Genomic DNA, 20254 nt, shown 5'->3' with positions numbered 1-20254 from the left:
ACGCTTGGAGATAGAGGCCCCTTATAGTAACAAAAGGGGCCGCTATTTTAAGATAATAATTCAAAGTTTCGTACCGCTTCTTCTTTCACATAAGGCATCGCCTTTTGCATGAAGTAAATACGGTCAAACTTTTGTGGTTCCTGATTCATGTAATCGCGAAGATTATGACCCAGAGCCTGACGCAAACAGGTGCCAATATTGAACTTGGATACGCGGCTTTGCTTGAGCTTGAGCATGTCTTCATCGCGAATACCACTCGAACCATGAATCACCAGCGGCACAGCCACAGCATTTGCGATACGGTCTAGGCGACCAAAATCGATAGTACAAGTTGGCTCAGTTAAGCGGTGAACGTTGCCGACAGAAATTGCGACACAATCAACGCCACTTTCTTCTGCAAAGCGCGCCGCGTCTTCCGGTTCTGTGTAGATAGATTTTATGTGGTCGCGACCTTCTTCGTAAGGCACCGAACCAATTTCACCCTCTACCGATGCTCCTAACGCATGTGCCACTTCCACGACTTTCTTGGTGCGAGCAATGTTCTCGTCCAACGTCAGTTGCGAGCCATCAAACATCACGGAACTAAACCCAGCTTTAAGCGCGCGAAAGACGATGTCCTCTTCGTAAGTGTGGTCAAGGTGAAGCACAACAGGCACTGTGCTCTTGTGCGCTAGATTTAGGAACATCGCCGCAGCAGTTTCGACGCCATAAAAATCCACCACGTCTTTGTTACAAGCCAGAATTACAGGTTTGTTCACTTGCTCTGCCGCTTCAACAACAGCACGTGCATCTTCAAAGCCGAACACATTAAAGCAAGGGACAGCGTAGTTAGACGCCGCAGCCTCCGGCAATAGGTCATTCAAATTTACCAACATGATGATTCCCCTACTTAAATTTCGCGATCATGTCTTTGATGCCAGGGATCGTTTCCACTTGGTATTCGTGGTGTGGATCAAAGTGCTGAATCAAAGATTTCTCTGTTTTGCCAACGATGATGGTGAAGTAATACATTTCGTAGCCCGGCGCAGCCACGCTTGGGTGATAGCCTTTATCGATGGCGATCACTGAGCCCGTGCGCACGTGGTAAACCGGACCAAAGTCGTCTTCGTGCTCGTATAGGAACTGCGCACCAAAGCCGAAATCTGGGTTAAAGCGGAATTGATACACTTCTTCGTAAAGGGTTTCTTTGCTGCCGTCAGGCTTAACACGATCTTCATCATGCTTGTGTGGAGGGAAGCCAGACCAACCGCCTGCGCCGACAGTGAACAGCTCACTCACTAATAAACGACCACGTTTATCTGCGTTGGATTGACCCAGCACGTGTTTGATTTTGCGATGTGTTTTGGTGTCATCCGAACCATATTGCACCATGTCTACGTTCTCTTCGCGGACACAGAAAGGCTCCAGTGACGCTTCAAACTTACCACCTGCAATCATAACGTCAGCTTTGTCGCTCACACATTGAATGGTCGCGCGGTAGCCAAGTGGTACGTAAACCGCTTCTGGGTTGCCGTCCCAAACTGATTTACGCTTACCAATGTTGTCGAACGTTTCGCTCTCGCCGTCTTTCGTTACGGTGATGCTGCAAGTACCGCCAGCCAATACGATGACAGACTCATACCCTTCGATGACATGGTCAAAGGTTTCGTTCTGATTCAAGAACACTTGGTTGAAGTAACATAGCGGTGTTACTTCGTCGTTCGCACCAATAATTGGTTCATTCTTGTTATCAAATGGTGGAATGTGTTTTCCCATTTTTCTTTTCTCCTCACAGTTCGTTTGATAACGAGACTGTCCTATCCTTCTGAAAGTGGCTTAACAAAAAAGCCGGGCCACGATGGTGTGTACGCGCACTGTTTGGTTACCCTCAAGTGACATACCGGCCCGGGAGACCAAAACGCGCAGCAATGTGGTGCCCGAAAGCACCAAACCGTGCTTAACTTCGCGTCTCAATAAAATCGAATAGTTGTTCCTTGGTTGGCATGGCTTCTGTGCAACTGTGACCGCTGACATTAATCGCCGCTGCAGCCGTGCCGTTGCGTACGCCCTCTTCTAACGAACCACCCGTAACTAGCGTCCAAATCAGACCGCCGGCGAATGAGTCACCAGAGCCAAATGGCTTATTGGCTTCTACTCGGAAAATGCCTTGCTCGAACTTATGACCAGCACGGTCGTACACTTTCGAGCCATGCTCACCGGCTTTCACCACCACCACTTGCGTGTTCTCCGTGAGGAATCGAGCCGCCGTTTGGTCATCATCGGTGTTGCCCGGAGCAATGACGGTTTCCATCATGTCGAACTCTTCACGGTTACCGATCACGATGTCTGAAAGACCCGCGGCAATACCGTAGTAAATCGAAGCATCGGTGTCCGTACGCCAAGAGTAAGGACGGTAATCGACATCCAGCACCACCAAGGTATTGCTGCGGCGCGCATGCTGCATCGCAATCAAAGTGGCTTCACGGCTTGGGCTTTCCGACAATGCCGTTCCCGTGACCACCAAGACTTTTGAGCTAACGATGTAAGCTGGGTCGATCTCTTCTGGTTTGATGGTCAAATCCGATGCGTTGTTACGGTAGATAAGCACGGTGCAATCTTTTGGCTTCATCTCAGTGAATGCCACCGAAGTGCGCGAACCAGAATCATCGGTTCTCATACCATCAAGGTTGATGCCTTGTTCCGTCATGTAACCTTTGACGTAACCACCGAATGCATCGTCAGCCACGCAGCCAATAAAGCCGACCTTACCGCCTAACTTGGCAATGCCCACCGCAATGTTTGCTGCTGAGCCGCCAACGAATTTGTTGAAGCCGGAGATGTCCGCCATGTCGGTTTTAGCTTCGCGAGCGTAGAGATCTACGCCCGCACGTCCTAAAACGATGGCATCCAATGGTCGATTTGTTTCAAGTGCAATGTTTGTCATCGTCTGTTCCTATTATTTGTAATCAACCCAAGCGGCGTTCTGGTCTGCAGATTCCACACACTTCTCGCATAGGCGTACGCCTTCAATACCTGCATCGATACCTGGGAACCAAATTTCAGACAGCGCTTGCTGGTCATCACGGTCAGCCGCATCGAATGCCAATGCGAAACGGTGGTACAAGTTCGCCCATGATTCGAAATAACCTTCTGCATGACCACCACCAACACGGTTAGAAGCCACACCCGGAGCATCTTGGTATAGGTAGCCCATGCCACGTTCAAGAATGCGTGGTGCTTCGCCTTGCACTTCAAAACGAAGTTGGTTTGGTTGCTCATCCCACCATTCGATGGACGCTTTCGAACCGACGATGCGGATTTTTTGTTGGTGCATCGAACCTGCATTCACTGCAGATGCCCAAAGCGTACCGACCGCACCATCTTTGAATTGCATCATGATGTGAGCGTTATCTTCGAGCGGAGCACGTGACTGGATGAAGCTTTGACGCATGCAAGACAGGCGGTCGATTTCAAGACCCGTCATCACTTCACACAGGTAGAAAGCGTGCGTACCCACATCACCCAGAACATAAGTTGGACCTGAGACTTCTGGGCTGACGCGCCATTTCAAACCTGGATCGTTTTTCTCGTATTCTTCGTTGTGGAAGCCGTGAGCAAACTGCATGTTCACAACACGAATCTCACCCAGATCACCACGCTTCACCATTTCACGCGCTTGCTGAACCATTGGGAAACCGCTGTAACCGTACATCACGCCAATCACGCGATTGCGCTCTGCTGCGATCTGTTTGAGTTCTTCTGCTTCTTCCGTCGTGAAGGTGATTGGTTTTTCACACACAACGTGCAAGTTGGCTTCCAGTGCTGCTTTACAAATTTCGTAGTGAGTTGAGTTTGGCGTTGCGACTGAAACAGCTTGAATGCCATCTTCGCGTTGCGCTTCCTTCTCAAACATCTCTTTGTAATTTGCGTAGCAACGGTCGCCATCTAGACCTAAGTTCTCACCGAAATCACGACAACGATCCGCATCCAAATCGAATGCACCAGCGACCAATTTGAACAAACCATCGCGCTGCGCCGCATTACGGTGCGAGTAACCGATCTGACTGCCACGACCACCGCCGACCATTGCCCAACGGATTGGTTGCTCAAAATGACGTTCTTCATTAAACATGTTTGACTCCTTGATAGGCTCTTGCTTAAGAGCCTATAAATCGAATTGTTGAAATCTGTTTTAAAGCTGGATGTTTTGATACATAAATCGGTTTGGGCTTAAACGCCGGCGCGTTGCGCTGCTCTGCCTTCTTCCCATGCCGCAACTTTCTCAGCGGTGTCGTCATTGCGTGTCACTTGAGGAAGGCCCACTTCCCACCAGCAATCACACTTAGACCAAGCCATTGGCGATACTGGGTCGATGTCGACCACAATCACGTAAGTACGGTCGGCTTCTTTAGCGCGTTGGAATGCGTCATCAAACTGGTCGATTGACGTCAACTTCTCGCTGATTGCGCCTTGCGCTTCGGCATGCTTAGCAAAGTCCACTCGAGCCACCTCGCCATCAGGACGGCGACAGTCTTCCAATAGGTTGTTAAACGACTCGTTGCCCGTATTGTTTTGCAGCTTGTTGATCACCGCGAAACCACCGTTATCGCATACCACGACAATCATCTTGTGACCTGTCAGAACTGACGAGTAGATGTCTGAGTTTTGAATCAGGTAAGAGCCATCGCCGACGAGCACAACCACATCGTTATCTGGGTTCGCAACTTTCGCGCCCCAGCCACCTGCGATTTCATAACCCATGCAAGAGAAGCCAAATTCAATGTCGAACTTACCAATTTGGTAGTTCTGCCAGTTCATCGCGAGCTCTGCTGGTAAGCCACCCGCTGCCGTAAGTACGGTGTCGCCCGGCTGCATAGATTTGTTGAGCTTGCCAATCACTTCTGCATAAGAAGACGTACCGTCGAGTAGGTCGCCTGGTTGAGGATGAGTACGACGATGCACCACGGCTTTCCATTCATCCGCTTGCGCTTTCGCCGTTGCCGCCCACTCGTCACTACTACGGAAATCGCCCAGTAGGTTAGACAGCTCAACTAAGCCACGTTTTGCGTCTGCTTTAACTGGAATAGCGCGATGTTTAATGGCATCAAAGCGTGCGGTATTGATGGTAACCAGCTTCATATCTGGGTTCTTGAACACCGACCAAGAGCCTGTCGTGAAGTCTTGTAAGCGAGTACCCACCGCCAACACCACATCCGCATGCGCTGCCATGTAGTTTGCAGAGTCTGAGCCTGTCACGCCGATTGGACCTGCATTTAGAGGATTGTCTTGCAGCATCGTGGCGCGACCAGCAATGGTCTCAACCACAGGGATGTTGTGTTTTTTCGCAAAGGCAGCCAACTCGTCCGTTGCTAGTGAGTAATGCACGCCACCGCCAGAGATAACCAAAGGCTGTTTCGCGCTAAGCAGCGCCGCTTTTGCATCTTCTAGATCCGCCACTTCGGGCTCTGGACGACGAATGCGGTGCACTTTTTCTTGGAAGAAGACTTCAGGGAAATCGTAAGCCACGCCCTGAATATCTTGTGGTAAGCCGATAAACGCTGGACCACAGGTTTCTGGGTCAAGCATGGTGTCAATTGCCTGAGGCAATGAGTGCATCAATTGTGTTGGCGAGATAATACGATCCCAGTAACGTGTTAGCGGTTTGAACGCATCGTTACAAGTGATCGAAGGATCGTAGAAATTCTCTGGCTGTTGAAGCACAGGATCTGGCAGACGACTGACGTAAGCATCACCAGAAATCAAAAGCACTGGTAAGCGGTTTGTGTGCGCGATACCTGCTGCGGTAACCATATTGGTTGCACCCGGACCAATTGAACTGGTCGCGATGCCGATGCGACGACGTAAGTTCGCCTTGGCATACGCGATTGCCGCTGTTGCCATCGACTGCTCATTTTGACCACGCCAAGTCGGAATTTTGTCTTCGATATTTTTTAGCTGTTGACCAAAACACGTCACGTTACCGTGACCAAAGATGGCAAACGCCGCACCAAACAGCTGTTCTTTTTTACCATCAATTTCAATCATTTGTGCGGCTAGGTACTGAGCTAGCGCTTCTGCAACAGTTAGGCGTACAGTTTTCATTGTCTTCCCCGGTAGTATCAATCATTTTTGTAGCCACGTTGTCTCCGCGGCTTGATACAGGGGAGACGAATCTCCCCTTCCTTACTTGTGCTCTTATAGACCGTATTTCTTCGCGTAGCCTGTGATGTTCTCGTAAGCCGTTTTCGCGTACGTCAATGGGTGCGCTTTCGCTGGATCTTGCTCTGCTTCAACCAGCAACCAGCCTTGGTAGTTGCGCTCTTTCAGTGCTGCGAATACATCGTCGTAATCCACGTCACCTGTACCCGGAACAGTGAATACGCCATCAAGCACTGCGTTTAGGAATGATTTGTCTGCATCACGCGCGGCTTTCATTACTTCTAGGCGAAGGTCTTTAAAGTGCATGTGACCAATACGGTGACCCCAACGCTTGATCATGGTCACTGGGTTACCACCACCGTAAGTGATGTGACCCGTATCTAGAGTTAGGTAAACCGCTTCGCCAGTGAATTCCATCATGATGTTGATGTCGTCTTCCGTTTCACAGATGGTGCCGACGTGATGGTGGAAAGACAGTTTGATGTCGTGCTCGTTAAGCAGGTATTCCGCAACTTGAGTTAACTTCGCGCAGTAGGTTTTCCACTCATCCATCGTGAGGATCACGCGTTGAGAAAGTGGCGTGTTGATGTCGCCGTGAACCGTGTTGCTCACTTCACCGAACACCATGGCTTTACAGCCAGCAGCCTTAAGCAATTTGATGTGCTCTTGCATCGCTGCGATTTCTTCTTCCGCAGTCAGCTTCATTAGGTTGCCGCTGTACCAGCCAGAAGCGAGCACTAGGCCATGTTTTTCTAGTAGAGGGATTAGAACTTCTGGTTCACGTGGGTACTTAGTACCTAGCTCTGTACCAGTGAAACCAGCTTCTGCCATTTCACTTAGACACGTTTCCAATGGGATATCGCCGCCTAATTCAGGCATATCATCGTTGGTCCAAGTCAGTGGGCTAATTCCATATTGCACGTTGCTCATTTTTATTCTCCGACAATGTTTGCGTTATTTAATAAATGTCGTGAAGTAAAAGCGTGTTTTTATCGATGCTTTTCTTTCACCAATTTCGTTTCACTGGAAATTACATTAGCGAAAAAAAGACAAATTGAAAAATATTTTTCAATCAAAGCAATCGATGTCATCAAATTGTTAAATCATGAAAAAAGCTAATAGCCACGTGCCTTTCAAGCGAGTATGATCTGGATCTCGTTTATAATTTATTATTTAAAATCATAAAGTTAAACAAAGCACATCAAATGAAAAATGTTTTTCATTATTTGATTTGGATAACACTTTAGGATAAAAAACGAACAGACACCTAGTCGAATAACAAAAGAGTAAATATGATTAAACCAACCGACAAATGAAAAATAATTTTCATAAATCTAATAAACACAACAAGTCGGCAATATAGATATCCAATACTCGTACCCTACAAAGCGGAGTATTGGCCGCTACCCAACTGGCTCTTATTCGATGGTTAAGGGAAGGATTGGGGATCTAATAAAGGAAAAAACAATGGAAGCTACATCCAAGGCCGAAGCTCGAAAGCACAACCTCGCCTACATCATTAGGATTTGTTGTATCGCTGCACTCGGAGGCATCTTATTAGGTTACGACACTGCTGTTATCTCTGGGGCAATTGGACCAATCCGTGAATATTTCGGATTGTCAGCAGTACAAACCGGTTGGGCCGTATCCAGCGTTGTACTAGGGAGTATTATTGGCGCAGTAAGCGCAGGTTGGGCAGCCCTTAAATACGGTCGACGCAACACACTCTTTATCGCCGCTATCCTCTTTATCATTTCAGCCATCGGTTCTGCCCTCGCACAAACCTTCTCGTTCTATGTCATGCTCCGTATCGTAGGCGGTGTCGCGGTAGGTCTGGCTTGTGTGGTATCACCAATGTACATGTCGGAAGTCGCGCCAAAAGACTTCCGTGGGCGCGCGGTGAGCATGTTCCAGCAATCCGCGGTTATCGGTCAGACTGGCGTGTTCTACGTTAACTATTTAATTGCAAAAGGCATGTCCGAGGCTTGGCTCGTCGATCTCGGTTGGCGTTGGATGCTCGGGTCAGAAGTGATTCCAGCCGCGCTTTTCGCCATGTTGCTGTTCCTCATTCCAGAGTCACCACGTTGGCTGGTACTAAAAGGCAAAGTCGCCGAAGCAAAAGATACTCTCTCTCGAATTTCTAACCCGAAACACGCGGACCGCTTGATCAAAGAGATCCAAGAGTCGTTAGTAGAAAGTCATGGCGCGAAGAAGAACAAGGTCAGCCTGCGTTCGCCATTATTGTTCGCAATCTTGGTTATCGGTACGTTTGTCGCGGCAGCCCAGCAGCTAACCGGTATCAACGTGATCATGTACTACACTCCGGAGATCTTAAAACCAATCACAGGCTCTACTGAAAACGCGCTATTCCAAACCACGTTCGTGGGTATCGTATTTATCGGTGGTAACGCTTTGGGTATGTACCTGATCGATAAAGTCGGCCGCTTGCCACTGATGAAATACGGCACCTTTGGCTGTGCGTTCGGTATGTTCATTGTTGGCTACGTGCTTTACCAGCAAACGGAAGGTTACGCGGCGCTATTCGCACTTTGTCTGTACGTGGTGTCTTACGCGACCTCTTGGGGCTGCGCATGTTGGACTATGATTTCAGAAATCTTCCCGAACAGTATCCGCTCTCGTGCAATGGCTATCGCGGTCGGTGCACAATGGTTTACTGGCTTTATCGTGACGCAGTCATTCCCAATGCTCAATGAAAACACCTACCTACAAGAGAACTTCAACGGTGCCTTTGCCTTCTGGTTATTCGGCGTCTTGTCCCTCATCTGTATGTTCGTGGTCGTCAAGTATGTGCCTGAAACCAAAGGCGTCAGCTTGGAGAAAATGGAAGAAGCGATGGCGAAAAAACTGGGTAAAAAAGTATCTGGAACTGCGACTGAAGCACGTGCATAAGATAACTTAATGTTTTACAAAGGGAACAGGTGTTAGCACTTGTTCCCTTTTGCTTTTGGAGGCAAACCTCATGCTCGATAAAATGGCGTTCTTTGTCTATGTGATCCGCTCTGGGTCTATCTCCTCCGCAGCGCGTAAATTCAATATTTCGGTCTCCGCCGGAAGCCGTTGGCTGCAAGAACTGGAACAACACTTCGGCACTACCCTATGCCGCCGCTCGAACCGATTATTGGAGGCCACTCAAGCAGGCCAAACCTTATATGAAGAGTTCTCTCCTCTTGTTGACAGCGCCGAGCGTATCAGCCGCAAATTAGAAGACTTCCAAGACAGCGAAAAAGGTCATATCAACATCGCGTGCACGCCCGTGTATGCCAATCACTACCTAATGGACAAAATCGCCGATTATTCCAAGCTCAACCCAAAGGTGACCTTCAACATCAACGTCACACCTTGGGCATTGGATCATGCCAGTACATGTGACCTGATGATCAGCGCTAACGCTAGCTTCCAAGGCTACCGTGAAAAAGATTTATTACTGGTGAAACGCGAGTTGATGCAGTGCCCGTTTATCGTCGTGGCTTCGCCTCAATACCTCGAAAAGCATGGCTTGCCTACGCATCCAGAAGCACTAAGAGACCACGCTTGCTTGATTGCAACCACACTGACAGGCAGCAACGATTGGATCTTCCGTCAAGGAATGGAAAACATGGTGCTGAAAGTGCCAAAAACTATTGAAGTGAATGACAGTGACCTGTTGCTTAGTGGCACCTTAAAGGGTGCAGGCGTCGCGTACTTACCGCAATTTGTCACAACAGAAGCAGTAGATAAAGGCGAGTTAGTACCGTTATTGGAAGAGTATGAGACCAGTATTTGGAGTTTGAATCTGTACTATCATTCACCCAAAACTGCATCTCCAGTGGCGATAAAGTTCAAAGAGTTCTTATTAAAAACCCCTTGTTAAGACGGATTGGATTTAAAACAATAAGCTGCTGACGCCATCGTAAGTCAGCTTGGCGCCTGAAAGAAACAAGAACAAGTAACAGAGCTGATAGATTCTTTCCTGACTGACGCGATGCAAAAGATACACACCCATCTTAACGCCAACAGGCGCGAGTGGAATCAACACTAACGCAGTCATCAAGTTGGTCGAATCAAACTCACCAAGCCAAATGTAAGGCACGAGTTTCGCTACATTCACTATGCCGAATAATACCGCCATAGTCGCTATCAGGGTGATTTTAGGCAGTTTCAATGGCAGTAAATAAATACTCGCTGGACCGCCACCAGCATGAATTGCAGTACTGGAAAAGCCGCTCAGAGTACTCCAAATCCAAGCACCTAATTTCCCTGATTGAGAGGGTGAGTCACCACTTAGCCAATACTGAAAACAGAACAGCAAAGACAGCATGCCAACGGTGATCTTCAACCCCGACTCTGGGGTGATACTCAGAAATAAGCCCGCTAATACCACGCCAAGCAAAGCCCCAGGTAGCATGGTTTTAAGCACTCGAACATCGGCATTTCGATAATGATGACGCACCGCAAAGGCATCCATCACCAAAAGAATGGGCAATAAAATCGCTGCGGCTTGTGTTGGCGGCACCACCAGCGCCATCATAGGAACAGCCAAAATGCCCAGCGCCCCACCGAGCCCACCTTTACCAATGCCATAGATTAACACCGCAGGAATCGCCAAAAGATAGAACCAAGGATCGCTGAGCATCATCGCCACCTTCTTAGAATCGAATATCGAACTACGCCACAATCTGAGCGAGATAATCGCGACTGCGTTTTAAATCGCGCGAAACCTGACTCACGTCTGCCGTACCGTGTTCATGCTCGACTACGATCCAACCTTGATAGTCGGCCGCTTTAAGTGCACTCATCACTTTTTGTAGCTTGATATCGCCATCTCCTAGTGGCGTAATCAGCCCTTTGCTGTATGCGTCAACCCACTCCAGCTTATCGCGAATAGCTAACCTCAATTTGTCCGTCGAGATATCTTTAACATGAATATGCTCGATGCGCGTTCCGTACTGACGGATAAGCCCCAGCGGGTCCATCCCATCTAAAAATGCATGCCCGATATCGATGCACAATCCAAGTTTGCCCGCTGGAATCTGACTCATGACAAAATCGATCTCGTCTTTATAACTGATGTAACCACCGATGCCCGGATGAAGTAAACAACGCAAACCATATTGGCTAGCCACGCTAATGATGCGTTCAAGGTTGGCAATCATGGTTCGTTTACTTTCCATTTTCAAACGCGGTGCAGTGACGCTTTGTCCGATATAGCCATAGCGTTCCGCGTGAATGCCTTCCATCACCAGTAAGTTCTTTACACCCAATAAATCTAAACGCTGACAAACGGTATCGACATCTTCCAAAATGGCAGACATGTTTGCAGAATCGCAAAATGGCACTTGTACCTTGCCAGAGCACATCTGCAATCCACGTACACGAAACGCACTTTTCAACAGTTCCGCATCTTCAGGGAAAAAGCCATCCGGTCCTAATTCAATACCACGAAAGCCACTGTCACTCGCATCCATTAACACCTTTCCCCAGCTTGGGTTGGTCGCATGAGATGCCTCTTCCACTCCCCAGCAGCATGGGGCGCAAGCAATACGATCAAGCATGTGTTTTTCTCCTAAGTTGATTTCCTTTCACCTTAAGATTGGTGGGGGTAAAAGTTCGTGATTTGCGCCTCGTTTGTACTTTGCATTTTCGCAAAGCGGCTTTGAATTCCTGGCTATATCGCGAGCACATCGCACTCCCTACACTGGTTGTGACAGAACGATTACGGAGTAAACAGCGGTATGGAACGAATCTTTATTGTGGCGGCAAAGCGCACCCCAATTGGCAGCTTTAATGGCTCGTTAGCGTCATTGTCCGGTGTGGAATTAGGCGCTCATGCCATCAAGGCAGCCTTGGAGCAAGTGGATATTGCACCAGAACAAATCGATGAAGTGATTGTGGGCAATGTACTGACTGGAGGCGCAGGCATGGGTCCGGGTCGCCAAGCCGCAATGAAGGCAGGCATTCCAGAATCCGTTCCCGCTTACACCCTCAATATGATTTGTGGCAGTGGCATGAAAGTCATCATGGACGGTGCAAGCCACATTAGGGCGGGCGATGCTGAGTTAGTGCTTACTTGCGGTATGGAGAGCATGTCTAACGCACCTTATGTCTCTTCTGGCCAGATTCGTCGCGGCTACCGCATGGGTCATCAACTCCAAGAAGACAGCATCATCAAAGACGGTTTGACGGATGCCTTCCACAACTACCACATGGGGGTTACGGCAGAAAACATCGCCAAGCAATTCCAAATCAGCCGAGAAGACCAAGATGCTTTTGCCTTACAAAGCCAACGTAAAGCAGTCAGCGCGATAGAAAATGGTCATTTTGAAGCGGAAATTTCGCCAATTACCATTGTGGATCGCAAACGCCAATTCGAAGTGAAGAACGACGAATATCCGAAGGACGACAGCACTTTTGAAGGCTTACAAGCGCTGCGCCCCGCATTCGATAAAGAAGGCAGCGTTACCGCAGGCAATGCATCCGGTATTAACGATGGCGCATCCGCAATTTTGCTCGCTTCCGAAAGCGCAGTGAAACGCCACAACCTCAAGCCAATAGCTGAACTCATCGAATACGGACAAGGTGCTATCGCTCCAGAGGTGATGGGCTTAGGTCCGGTGTCTGCGATTGCCAATACCTTAGCCAAAGCCGAAATGGCGATTGAAGACATCGACGTTTTTGAGCTTAACGAAGCCTTTGCAGCGCAAGCACTTGGCGTAGTTCGCTCCCTTACCGAGCAACACAATATCGATGAAGCATGGCTGCTAGAACGCAGTAACTTAAGTGGCGGCGCCATTGCACTTGGTCACCCAATCGGCGCATCCGGTAACCGCATTGTGACCACCTTGGTTTATCAACTGCAACGCACTCGCCGCGATTACGGTTTGGCATCACTTTGCATCGGCGGCGGCATGGGCACGGCGTTGATTTTAAAACGTTGCTAGAAGGAGCCTCTCATGGACACGAAAAACATGAAAAAAGCAGCCACTACAGAGCAAATTGAAGACCTACTACACGACGACATGACCATCATGATTGGTGGCTTTATGGCGACGGGAGCCCCAGAGCGTTTGATTGACTTGCTGATCAAAAAGGACATCAAAGACATTACCTTAATCAGTACCGACACAGGCTCACCCGGTCGAGGTTCTAGTCGACTTATCGCGGACAAACGCGTGAAGAAACTATATGCCTCACACATCGGCACCAACCCTGAAACGGGCAAGCAAATGAACGAAGGCACACTTGAAGTAGAGCTGGTTCCTCAAGGTACATTGGCAGAGCGCATTCGCAGTGCGGGCGCGGGTTTGGGTGGTGTACTAACCCCAACCGGGCTTGGCACCATCGTCGCAGAGAACAAACGCGTGATTGAAGTTGATGGCAAACAGTATCTCTTGGAGATGCCACTGAAGGCCGACTTAGCGTTGATTCGTGGCTCTAAAGTTGACCGTCGAGGCAACGTTTTTTACAGCAAAACCACTCAGAACTTTAACCCTTTAATGGCCACTGCGGCAGAAACCGTGGTGGTGGAACCAGAGCAGATTGTGGAATTGGGCGACATTGAACCCGAAGCCGTGCATACCCCAAGTTTGTACGTCGATTACATCTTAGTGGAGGACAACTAATGACTGCACAATTAGATAAAGAAGTCGTTCGCCGCCGCATTGCATGGCGCGTTGCTCAAGAGATGCAAGATGGCGACATCGTTAACCTAGGAATAGGTCTACCAACGCTGGTTGCCAATGAAGTAGACAAAGATGTCGAGCTATTACTGCAAGCAGAAAATGGCTTAATTGGCATTGATAAACTCGCATCAGAGGCAGAAATCGACCCTGATCTGGTCAATGCAGGCGGGCAGAACATCACAGCAATCGCGGGGTCATGCTATTTCAACAGCGCCGACTCTTTTGCCATCATTCGTGGTGGTCACGTGGATTCAACCGTGCTTGGTGCGCTGCAAGTCGATGAGCATGGTAACCTCGCCAACTGGATCATTCCGGGCAAAATGGTTCCAGGAATGGGCGGTGCGATGGATCTCGTGGTCGGCGCAAAGAAAGTGATTGTCGCCATGGAACACACAGTGAAAGGCAACCCTAAACTGCTCAAGCATTGTACTTTACCGCTGACCGCCGTGGGTCAGGTGGATTTGATTGTTACCGAGATGGGCGTATTCGAAATCACCGATAAAGGCATGATGTTAACCGAACTCGCGCCGGAGTTTTCCGTTGAAGAGGTACAAGCAGCGACGAAAGCTCAACTGATTGTATCGCCTAACCTTATTCCAATGCCGACACCAAATTAACTCTAAATGCAAGAGGAGCAATATGCTCCTCTCTTCATAATTTGATCGTTCTTCAAGTTTGTGTCAGGTTTTTCTGAAACACGCAGTTTGCCCTTAAAATTCCCTCAAACCATGCGTAGAATCCCGCCCTGTTATGCGCATGGTTGAGTTGTATTTAGGGTAAAAACCAATGAGATTGTTGTCTGGATTCTCGTCAAAAGAGTGGCTGCTAACGGCTGTCGTGCTCGGAGGCTTAACCGCGTATGCCGTTTATCACTCCAACCAACGAACTTCTGATGCCCGCACAGCCGCCATCCAAGTGATCTTTGCCGACATGCAGTATCACGTTTCTATTCTCAATCAGAATGCGAAAGCCTTTAAGCAAGACCAAGGGGCCGACCAGTGCGTGTTAACTGCCGCCGGATATCAAGAGTTTTACAATGGCTACCCAGAAACCCAAAGTGAGTGTGGTGAGCAGGTCAGCTTCTTCGATAACTTAACCATCACCGATGAGATGAAACAGACAGATTTAGTCTTCATCGAAAACAATCAATACTCTATGGTTGGGTATGGCAATGACGAATCACCAGCAGCGCTCATGGCTGGCAAGTGCTACGCGTATTACCGCTTGGACGGAAAAGGGGATGATGGACACAGCTTTAAGGTTGATACCTCTCGCTGTTAGGGCAGACTTAACGTTGCGGTTGTGTAGAACAGGCTATAGAAATCAAAAAGGGAGCTAAGTGCTCCCTTTTTACTGCTTGCAGCCTGAGCTTACGCTTGGCTGAGTGTTACTTCTTCCAATGGGAAGTGCGCACTTGGCTCTACAAACTCTTGTTGCGCTGCAATGGTTTGAAGTTCCCATTCACCCGCTTGGTAAGTCGCGTTAAGTACGCCATAGCAAGCATCGTGACAGTGTTGGAACGCTTGTTTTGGCGTCCAACCTTTCAACAGGCCAGCGGTGAAGATTGCCGAGATCAAATCGCCAGCGCCTACAGGTGCTTTGGCAAATTCAAAATGAGGACGCTTCGCTAGGTAAGTGCCTTCTGGTGTCGCAAGCAGCATATTGAAGCTGTCATCTGACAGGCAGTAAAGGTGCTTCACCAACACCACTTTAGGGCCTTTTGCTAGCGCACGCTGACAAGCGTTAATCGCGTCATCCAACGTGTGAATTTCCATCTCTGCAAATTGGCTTAGCTCGAACTGGTTAGGCACGATCACATCCGCCATTGGCATTAGACGATTCAACAAGTTTTCTGCGATACCCGGCGCAACAATACAGCCTTTGTCTGGCGCGCCCATTACTGGGTCACACACGTAAAGCGCTTCTGGATTCGCTTGTTTAACTTTAGTGACGGTATCTTCTACTGCCAGACATTGCTCGGCACTGCCTTGGTAGCCGGTCAGAACGGCTTGGCACTTTTCTAGCGCGCCAATATTACCAAGACCACGAACTAATTCGCTGATGTCATCAGCCGAAAACGCACGACCCGTCCAGCCTTCTTGATACTGGGTGTGGTTAGAAAATTGAACCGTGTGAATAGGCCACACTTCGAAACCCATGCGTTGCATTGGGAAAACGGCACTGCTGTTACCAGCGTGACCAAAAGAAACATGAGATTGTATAGAGAGGATACCTTGCATAGTACCAGACCTCTTCTTGTTGTTATCAATAGTTCAAAGACAGCGGCGAGCGCCAGATTTGCGAAACCAGTAGTGTATCCGACAAACCAAGATTCTCTAACTCAATTCTAGCCTTCTTCGCTGGAATCGGTTGGAGAGCTGGTTTTCAGTACCATTTTCTTAATTTCCATTTTGTCTTTATTGAGCGCAATTTCGAGGGTATCCCCTTCCCTTATCCCGAGCTCGCTCAGGATCACGCTTGGAATGACTACGACGGTATCGTCACCGATCTTAACAGGTTGGCTAATCATCTTTCGTCCCCCAATTGTCGAAAATGAGTTTTCACGTTACGAGTGGCGAGTAACTTTCTTTTGTGTCCTTAATCTGCCAAATGGATAAAAACAAAAGAGCCCTCCACACCGCGTATGGGAAGGCTCGATTGAAAAAACTTAGTTCACTAGCGGTTCATGCTTAGAAGCAATCAGACCATAAGCGCTCCAACCTAGGAAGGTAACGATAGAGCCCCACATCATGGCTTCATAGCCAGAACCATACAACGCGTAGAAGCTGTAGAGAGAGCCAACCAAAGCGATGATGTTGGTGGTTTTCATTTCTCGGTCAGGTACATGCGCCACTTTTTGCATGATGAAAATCGCCCCCATACATAGAATGTAAGGAATAACGTTAGTCACAACCGCAAGGTTAACCAATGCTTCAAACTGCTCGTTCAACGTCGGAGAGATCGTCATAAGCGACAAGACGGATTGAATGACTGTAATTGCAAGCATACCTTTGATTGGCGTACCTCGTTTATCAACTTCTGAGAACAGTTTCGGGAAGAAGCCCGCATCTGAAGACGATTTAAATACCGACGCGATGGTGAACTGCCAACCAAGTAGTGAACCTGCACAAGCTAGCACTGCCATGCCCGCAACCACTTTCCCTGCAGTAGAACCTAGCATTACTGTCCATACCGTTGAGAATGGCGCCGTAGAAGCAGCAAGCTCAGAGTTCGCCACGATACCAGAACAGATGTTGGTTGAAACAATGTAAACCACTGCCGCGATCAGCGTACCGCCCAATACTGCGATTGGAACATTCTTCTCTGGGTTTTCTACCGCTTCTGAGTTTGCACAAGCCGATTCAAGGCCTAGGAATGCCCAAAGTGTCATCGCGATCGACGCACTTACCGCTTCACCAAATGGTAGGTGGTGTGGGTTCCACGCTTCGATGTACATGGTTGGGCTGAAGTAGAACCAACCAACAATGCCCAAAGAACAGACAGGAAGAATAACGCCCCAGACCGTAAACGAGCCGATTTGACCTGTGATCTTCGCACCACCAAAGTTAGCGAAGGTACAAATCCAAAGGATAGCGATGGTGTACAGACAGGTTTCTACTGGCGACAAAGTCACTTCAAAAAACGCTGAGCCGTAACCGACACAGGTAATGGCGATTGCGATATTGGCAATCAACAATGATAAGCCGTAGGTCCAACCCGCCATAAACGCACCCGATTTACCAAACGCATACGACGCATAACCGTTCATACCACCGTCACGTTTGCTAAAGCGACCACATTTTGCGAACACATACGCGAGAGCCAAAGAGCCAGCAGCCGTAATCAACCAAGACAAAATCGAAATGGTGCCTACTTGCGCTAGCTTACTTGGCAACATGATGATGCCCGAACCAGCCATGTTAATGAACGTCAGAATGGTAAGTTGCACCACCGACATTTTTTTGGTTTCAGTACTCATAAATTATTCTCCACGAATAAACGGTTCGCACCGCGGTTTTCACGCACGGTGCGAACGGGTAGATTAATCTTTTAGGGCGTAACAATGGGCGGTGGTGCGGCCATTGACGTCTTCTAGGTACACACCTTGGATCTCTGGTGCAAAGCCTGGGAATCGGTTGATGCCTTCTTCTAGAGACAAGAAATAGTCGACAACGTGCTGTGTCCAAACCTCACCAGTGATCACACATATGATGCCAGGAGGGTAAGGAAGCGCGCCTTCTGCTGCGACACGGCCTACCGCTTCTTTAAGTGGTAAGTAATCACACTCTCCACGGAAGTATTTGCGTGTTGCCACATCTGGTTTGTGCACCATGGTTGGGAAGTATTCGCTACGGAACATCGCTTTTTGTAGCTGTTTCACGTTCAGCTCTTTGTACATGTCATGCATTTCCTGACATAGCTGACGGATGGTGTAGCCGCGGTAGCGTTCTTTGTTTGCTTCATAAACGCGAGGCAGCACGATGTTAAGCGGTGCATCATCACGAATGAACTTCTCGAAGCGGTTGATTTGCGCCACAAGGTGACGGATCTTGCCCATATCTTCTGCTGGAGTAAGCAGGAACAAGATAGAGTTCAAATCACACTTCTCAGGGATTATGCCGTTTTCGCGTAGGAAGTTAGCCAATAACGTTGCAGGAATACCAAAGTCTGCGTAGCTACCATCTTCTGCAATACCAGCTGTGGTTAGTAGCAATTTACAAGGGTCAACGAAGTACTGACCTTCACCGTAGCCTTCGAATTTATGCCAGCTTGCATTTGGCTCGAACATGAAGAACTTCTTATTGGTTGCGATAAGATCGGTGTCGTAGCTACCCCATGGCTGGCCTTCAACTTCATCCGGAATGAATGGACGTATCAGCTCACAGCTTTTCAGTATTTCTTTACGTGCTTCGATACCTGTCTTAACTGCATCTCGCCATAGACGCAGACCTGCTTCACCATCGTGGATCTTCGCGTTCACATCTAGAGCAGAGAACAGCGCGTAGAATGGTGAGGTTGACGCATGCATCATAAACGCGTTGTTGAAGCGTTTGTGGTTACAGTAGCGAGCCTGACCTTTAATATGGTGGTCTTTTTTATGGATTTGCGAGGTTTGAGAGAAGCCAGCCTGTTGCTTGTGAACAGACTGAGTCACGATCACACCCGCATCTTCTGGTTTCAGATCCAGTAGCAATGGAGAACAGTCTTTCATCATAGGAATGAACTGCTCGTAGCCTACCCATGCAGAGTCAAATAGGATGTAGTCACAAAGATGACCAATCTTATCCATCACGTAACGCGCGTTGTAGATCGTACCGTCATAAGTACCTAACTGAATGATCGCAAGACGGAATGGACGTTCATCACGCGCACGCTCTGGTGATACTTTCGCAATTTGAGCACGAATGTATTCTTCATCAAAACAGTGCTCATCCATACCACCGATAAAGCCCCAAGGGTTACGTGCCGTTTCTAGATAAACTGGCGTACCGCCCGCTTGAATTAACGCACCGTGGTGGTTTGATTTGTGGTTGTTACGGTCAAACATCACCAAGTCGCCCTCGGTCACTAACGCGTTACAAACCACTTTGTTTGAAGCCGAAGTACCGTTGAGTACGAAGTAGGTTTTGTCGGAGTTGAACACTTTTGCTGCGTGCGCTTGAGCTTGGTGAGCAGAACCTTCGTGGATCAGCAAGTCACCTAAATCAACATCCGCGTTACACAAGTCACTGCGGAATAGGTTTTCACCGAAGAAATCGTAGAACTGTTTACCCGCTGGGTGTTTTTTGAAGAACTGACCGCCTTGGTGTCCAGGGCAATCGAATGCAGAATTGCCCATTTCCACATAGTGAGTCAATTGTTTGAAGAAAGGCGGTAATAGGCGGCATTCGTACTTGGTCACCGCTTCATTGATTTGACGACCGTAGTATTCAATTGATTGTCTTTCTAGATCAATAACACCGGTTAACCAGACATAATCGTCGGCGGAGACCGGATTTTCATCTGTTACTAAGAAGACCGGGATACCATAACCCGTCTCAGAAATAATTTTGTGCAGACCAGCCTTGATATCTGAAGAAGTAATAATTGCAGCGCCAACGTCAGTTAATTCGACATGCTCTAGCGGTTTTAAAGTTCGGTTAAATTGTTCATCCAAAGATTCAGATAATAAACTGAAGTCTTCTGGCATGTAATTACTAACACCGATAATTAAACGTTTCATTGAAATATCTCTTATTTGTTCTGTAAAAACGATAAGACAGATATTACAAATGAATTTAATATTTAAAATTAAAAAACCAAATTTCGTGATTATTCGTTCATATTTATAACTCTTATTTTCTCGAAATAAAATTTCGCGATCTTTATCACTTTACTTTCAATAAGCCAATGATATTGAATTTTGGTTTAAATTGAATTCAGGTGAAGAATTATGT

At 48.1% G+C, this 20254-nt stretch carries 18 protein-coding genes; 6 read left to right on the top strand and 12 right to left on the bottom strand.

From position 1 onward, the window contains the following. Window positions 1-47: 47 nt before the first annotated feature. The 6 genes from C1S73_RS19520 to iolE form a co-directional block, all read right to left on the bottom strand. Window positions 48-875: a class II fructose-bisphosphate aldolase gene (locus C1S73_RS19520; RefSeq protein WP_005437843.1), complete on the bottom strand. Its 828-nt coding sequence runs from the start codon at window positions 873-875 to the stop codon at window positions 48-50. 10 nt (window positions 876-885) lie between these two features. After that, on the bottom strand, window positions 886-1755 hold the full coding sequence (locus C1S73_RS19515; RefSeq protein WP_038868950.1) for a 5-deoxy-glucuronate isomerase: 870 nt from the start codon (window positions 1753-1755) through the stop codon (window positions 886-888). A gap of 181 nt (window positions 1756-1936) precedes the next feature. After that, window positions 1937-2923: a 5-dehydro-2-deoxygluconokinase gene (gene iolC / locus C1S73_RS19510; protein WP_038868949.1), complete on the bottom strand. Its 987-nt coding sequence runs from the start codon at window positions 2921-2923 to the stop codon at window positions 1937-1939. A 12-nt stretch (window positions 2924-2935) separates the two neighbouring features. Next, a complete protein-coding gene (locus C1S73_RS19505; RefSeq protein WP_038868948.1) occupies window positions 2936-4111 on the bottom strand; it encodes a Gfo/Idh/MocA family protein in 1176 nt (391 codons plus the stop codon). Between the two features lie 98 nt (window positions 4112-4209). Then, window positions 4210-6081, bottom strand: coding sequence for a 3D-(3,5/4)-trihydroxycyclohexane-1,2-dione acylhydrolase (decyclizing) (iolD, locus tag C1S73_RS19500; protein ID WP_005437835.1), 1872 nt, complete (start codon window positions 6079-6081; stop codon window positions 4210-4212). A gap of 93 nt (window positions 6082-6174) precedes the next feature. Beyond that, a complete protein-coding gene (iolE, locus tag C1S73_RS19495) occupies window positions 6175-7068 on the bottom strand; it encodes a myo-inosose-2 dehydratase (RefSeq protein WP_005437833.1) in 894 nt (297 codons plus the stop codon). Window positions 7069-7605: 537 nt separating this feature from the next. On the opposite strand from iolE, the gene C1S73_RS19490 reads away from it, so the two are divergent. Continuing rightward, the gene (locus C1S73_RS19490) at window positions 7606-9048 is read left to right on the top strand and encodes a sugar porter family MFS transporter (RefSeq protein ID WP_038868946.1); all 1443 of its coding nucleotides are present in this window, start codon (window positions 7606-7608) and stop codon (window positions 9046-9048) included. Between the two features lie 70 nt (window positions 9049-9118). Continuing rightward, complete coding sequence (locus tag C1S73_RS19485) at window positions 9119-10009, top strand: LysR family transcriptional regulator (protein WP_038868945.1); 891 nt, start codon at window positions 9119-9121, stop codon at window positions 10007-10009. 12 nt (window positions 10010-10021) lie between these two features. On the opposite strand, the gene C1S73_RS19480 is transcribed toward C1S73_RS19485, so the two are convergent. Continuing rightward, the gene (locus C1S73_RS19480) at window positions 10022-10771 is read right to left on the bottom strand and encodes a sulfite exporter TauE/SafE family protein (RefSeq protein ID WP_038868943.1); all 750 of its coding nucleotides are present in this window, start codon (window positions 10769-10771) and stop codon (window positions 10022-10024) included. Between the two features lie 31 nt (window positions 10772-10802). After that, window positions 10803-11690 (bottom strand): TIM barrel protein, encoded by an 888-nt coding sequence (locus C1S73_RS19475; RefSeq protein WP_038868941.1) that lies wholly within the window; start codon window positions 11688-11690, stop codon window positions 10803-10805. A 180-nt stretch (window positions 11691-11870) separates the two neighbouring features. Here C1S73_RS19475 and C1S73_RS19470 point away from each other — a divergent pair, with 180 nt between their 5' ends. The 4 genes from C1S73_RS19470 to C1S73_RS19455 all read left to right on the top strand — a co-directional run bounded on the left by C1S73_RS19470 (window position 11871) and on the right by C1S73_RS19455 (window position 15098). Continuing rightward, complete coding sequence (locus C1S73_RS19470) at window positions 11871-13076, top strand: acetyl-CoA C-acetyltransferase (protein ID WP_038868939.1); 1206 nt, start codon at window positions 11871-11873, stop codon at window positions 13074-13076. 27 nt (window positions 13077-13103) lie between these two features. Further along, window positions 13104-13757 (top strand): CoA transferase subunit A, encoded by a 654-nt coding sequence (locus tag C1S73_RS19465; protein WP_038869175.1) that lies wholly within the window; start codon window positions 13104-13106, stop codon window positions 13755-13757. Continuing rightward, on the top strand, window positions 13757-14434 hold the full coding sequence (locus tag C1S73_RS19460) for a 3-oxoacid CoA-transferase subunit B (protein WP_038868937.1): 678 nt from the start codon (window positions 13757-13759) through the stop codon (window positions 14432-14434). Before C1S73_RS19465 ends, C1S73_RS19460 begins: the two co-directional genes overlap by 1 nt. Window positions 14435-14603: 169 nt before the next feature. After that, window positions 14604-15098 carry a hypothetical protein gene (locus C1S73_RS19455; protein ID WP_038868934.1) on the top strand — a complete coding sequence of 165 codons (495 nt, stop codon included), beginning with the start codon at window positions 14604-14606 and terminating at the stop codon, window positions 15096-15098. A gap of 89 nt (window positions 15099-15187) precedes the next feature. Here the strand turns inward: C1S73_RS19455 and pdxY are convergent, their stop codons facing one another. The 4 genes from pdxY to speF form a co-directional block, all read right to left on the bottom strand. Further along, window positions 15188-16057, bottom strand: a complete 870-nt coding sequence (gene pdxY, locus C1S73_RS19450) for a pyridoxal kinase PdxY (protein ID WP_005429237.1) — start codon at window positions 16055-16057, stop codon at window positions 15188-15190. Between the two features lie 107 nt (window positions 16058-16164). Then, on the bottom strand, window positions 16165-16347 hold the full coding sequence (locus C1S73_RS19445; RefSeq protein WP_038868933.1) for an AbrB/MazE/SpoVT family DNA-binding domain-containing protein: 183 nt from the start codon (window positions 16345-16347) through the stop codon (window positions 16165-16167). Between the two features lie 138 nt (window positions 16348-16485). Beyond that, the gene (gene potE / locus C1S73_RS19440) at window positions 16486-17796 is read right to left on the bottom strand and encodes a putrescine-ornithine antiporter (RefSeq protein WP_038868932.1); all 1311 of its coding nucleotides are present in this window, start codon (window positions 17794-17796) and stop codon (window positions 16486-16488) included. Between the two features lie 63 nt (window positions 17797-17859). Next, window positions 17860-20040: an ornithine decarboxylase SpeF gene (gene speF / locus C1S73_RS19435; protein WP_038868931.1), complete on the bottom strand. Its 2181-nt coding sequence runs from the start codon at window positions 20038-20040 to the stop codon at window positions 17860-17862. Window positions 20041-20254: the final 214 nt, after the last annotated feature.

This window comes from Vibrio jasicida 090810c (genome assembly GCF_002887615.1).
GTDB classification, from domain to species: Bacteria; Pseudomonadota; Gammaproteobacteria; order Enterobacterales; family Vibrionaceae; genus Vibrio; species Vibrio jasicida.
The sequence above is the reverse complement of the archived record's forward strand: the minus strand, read 5'-3'. Positions and strand labels throughout refer to the sequence as shown.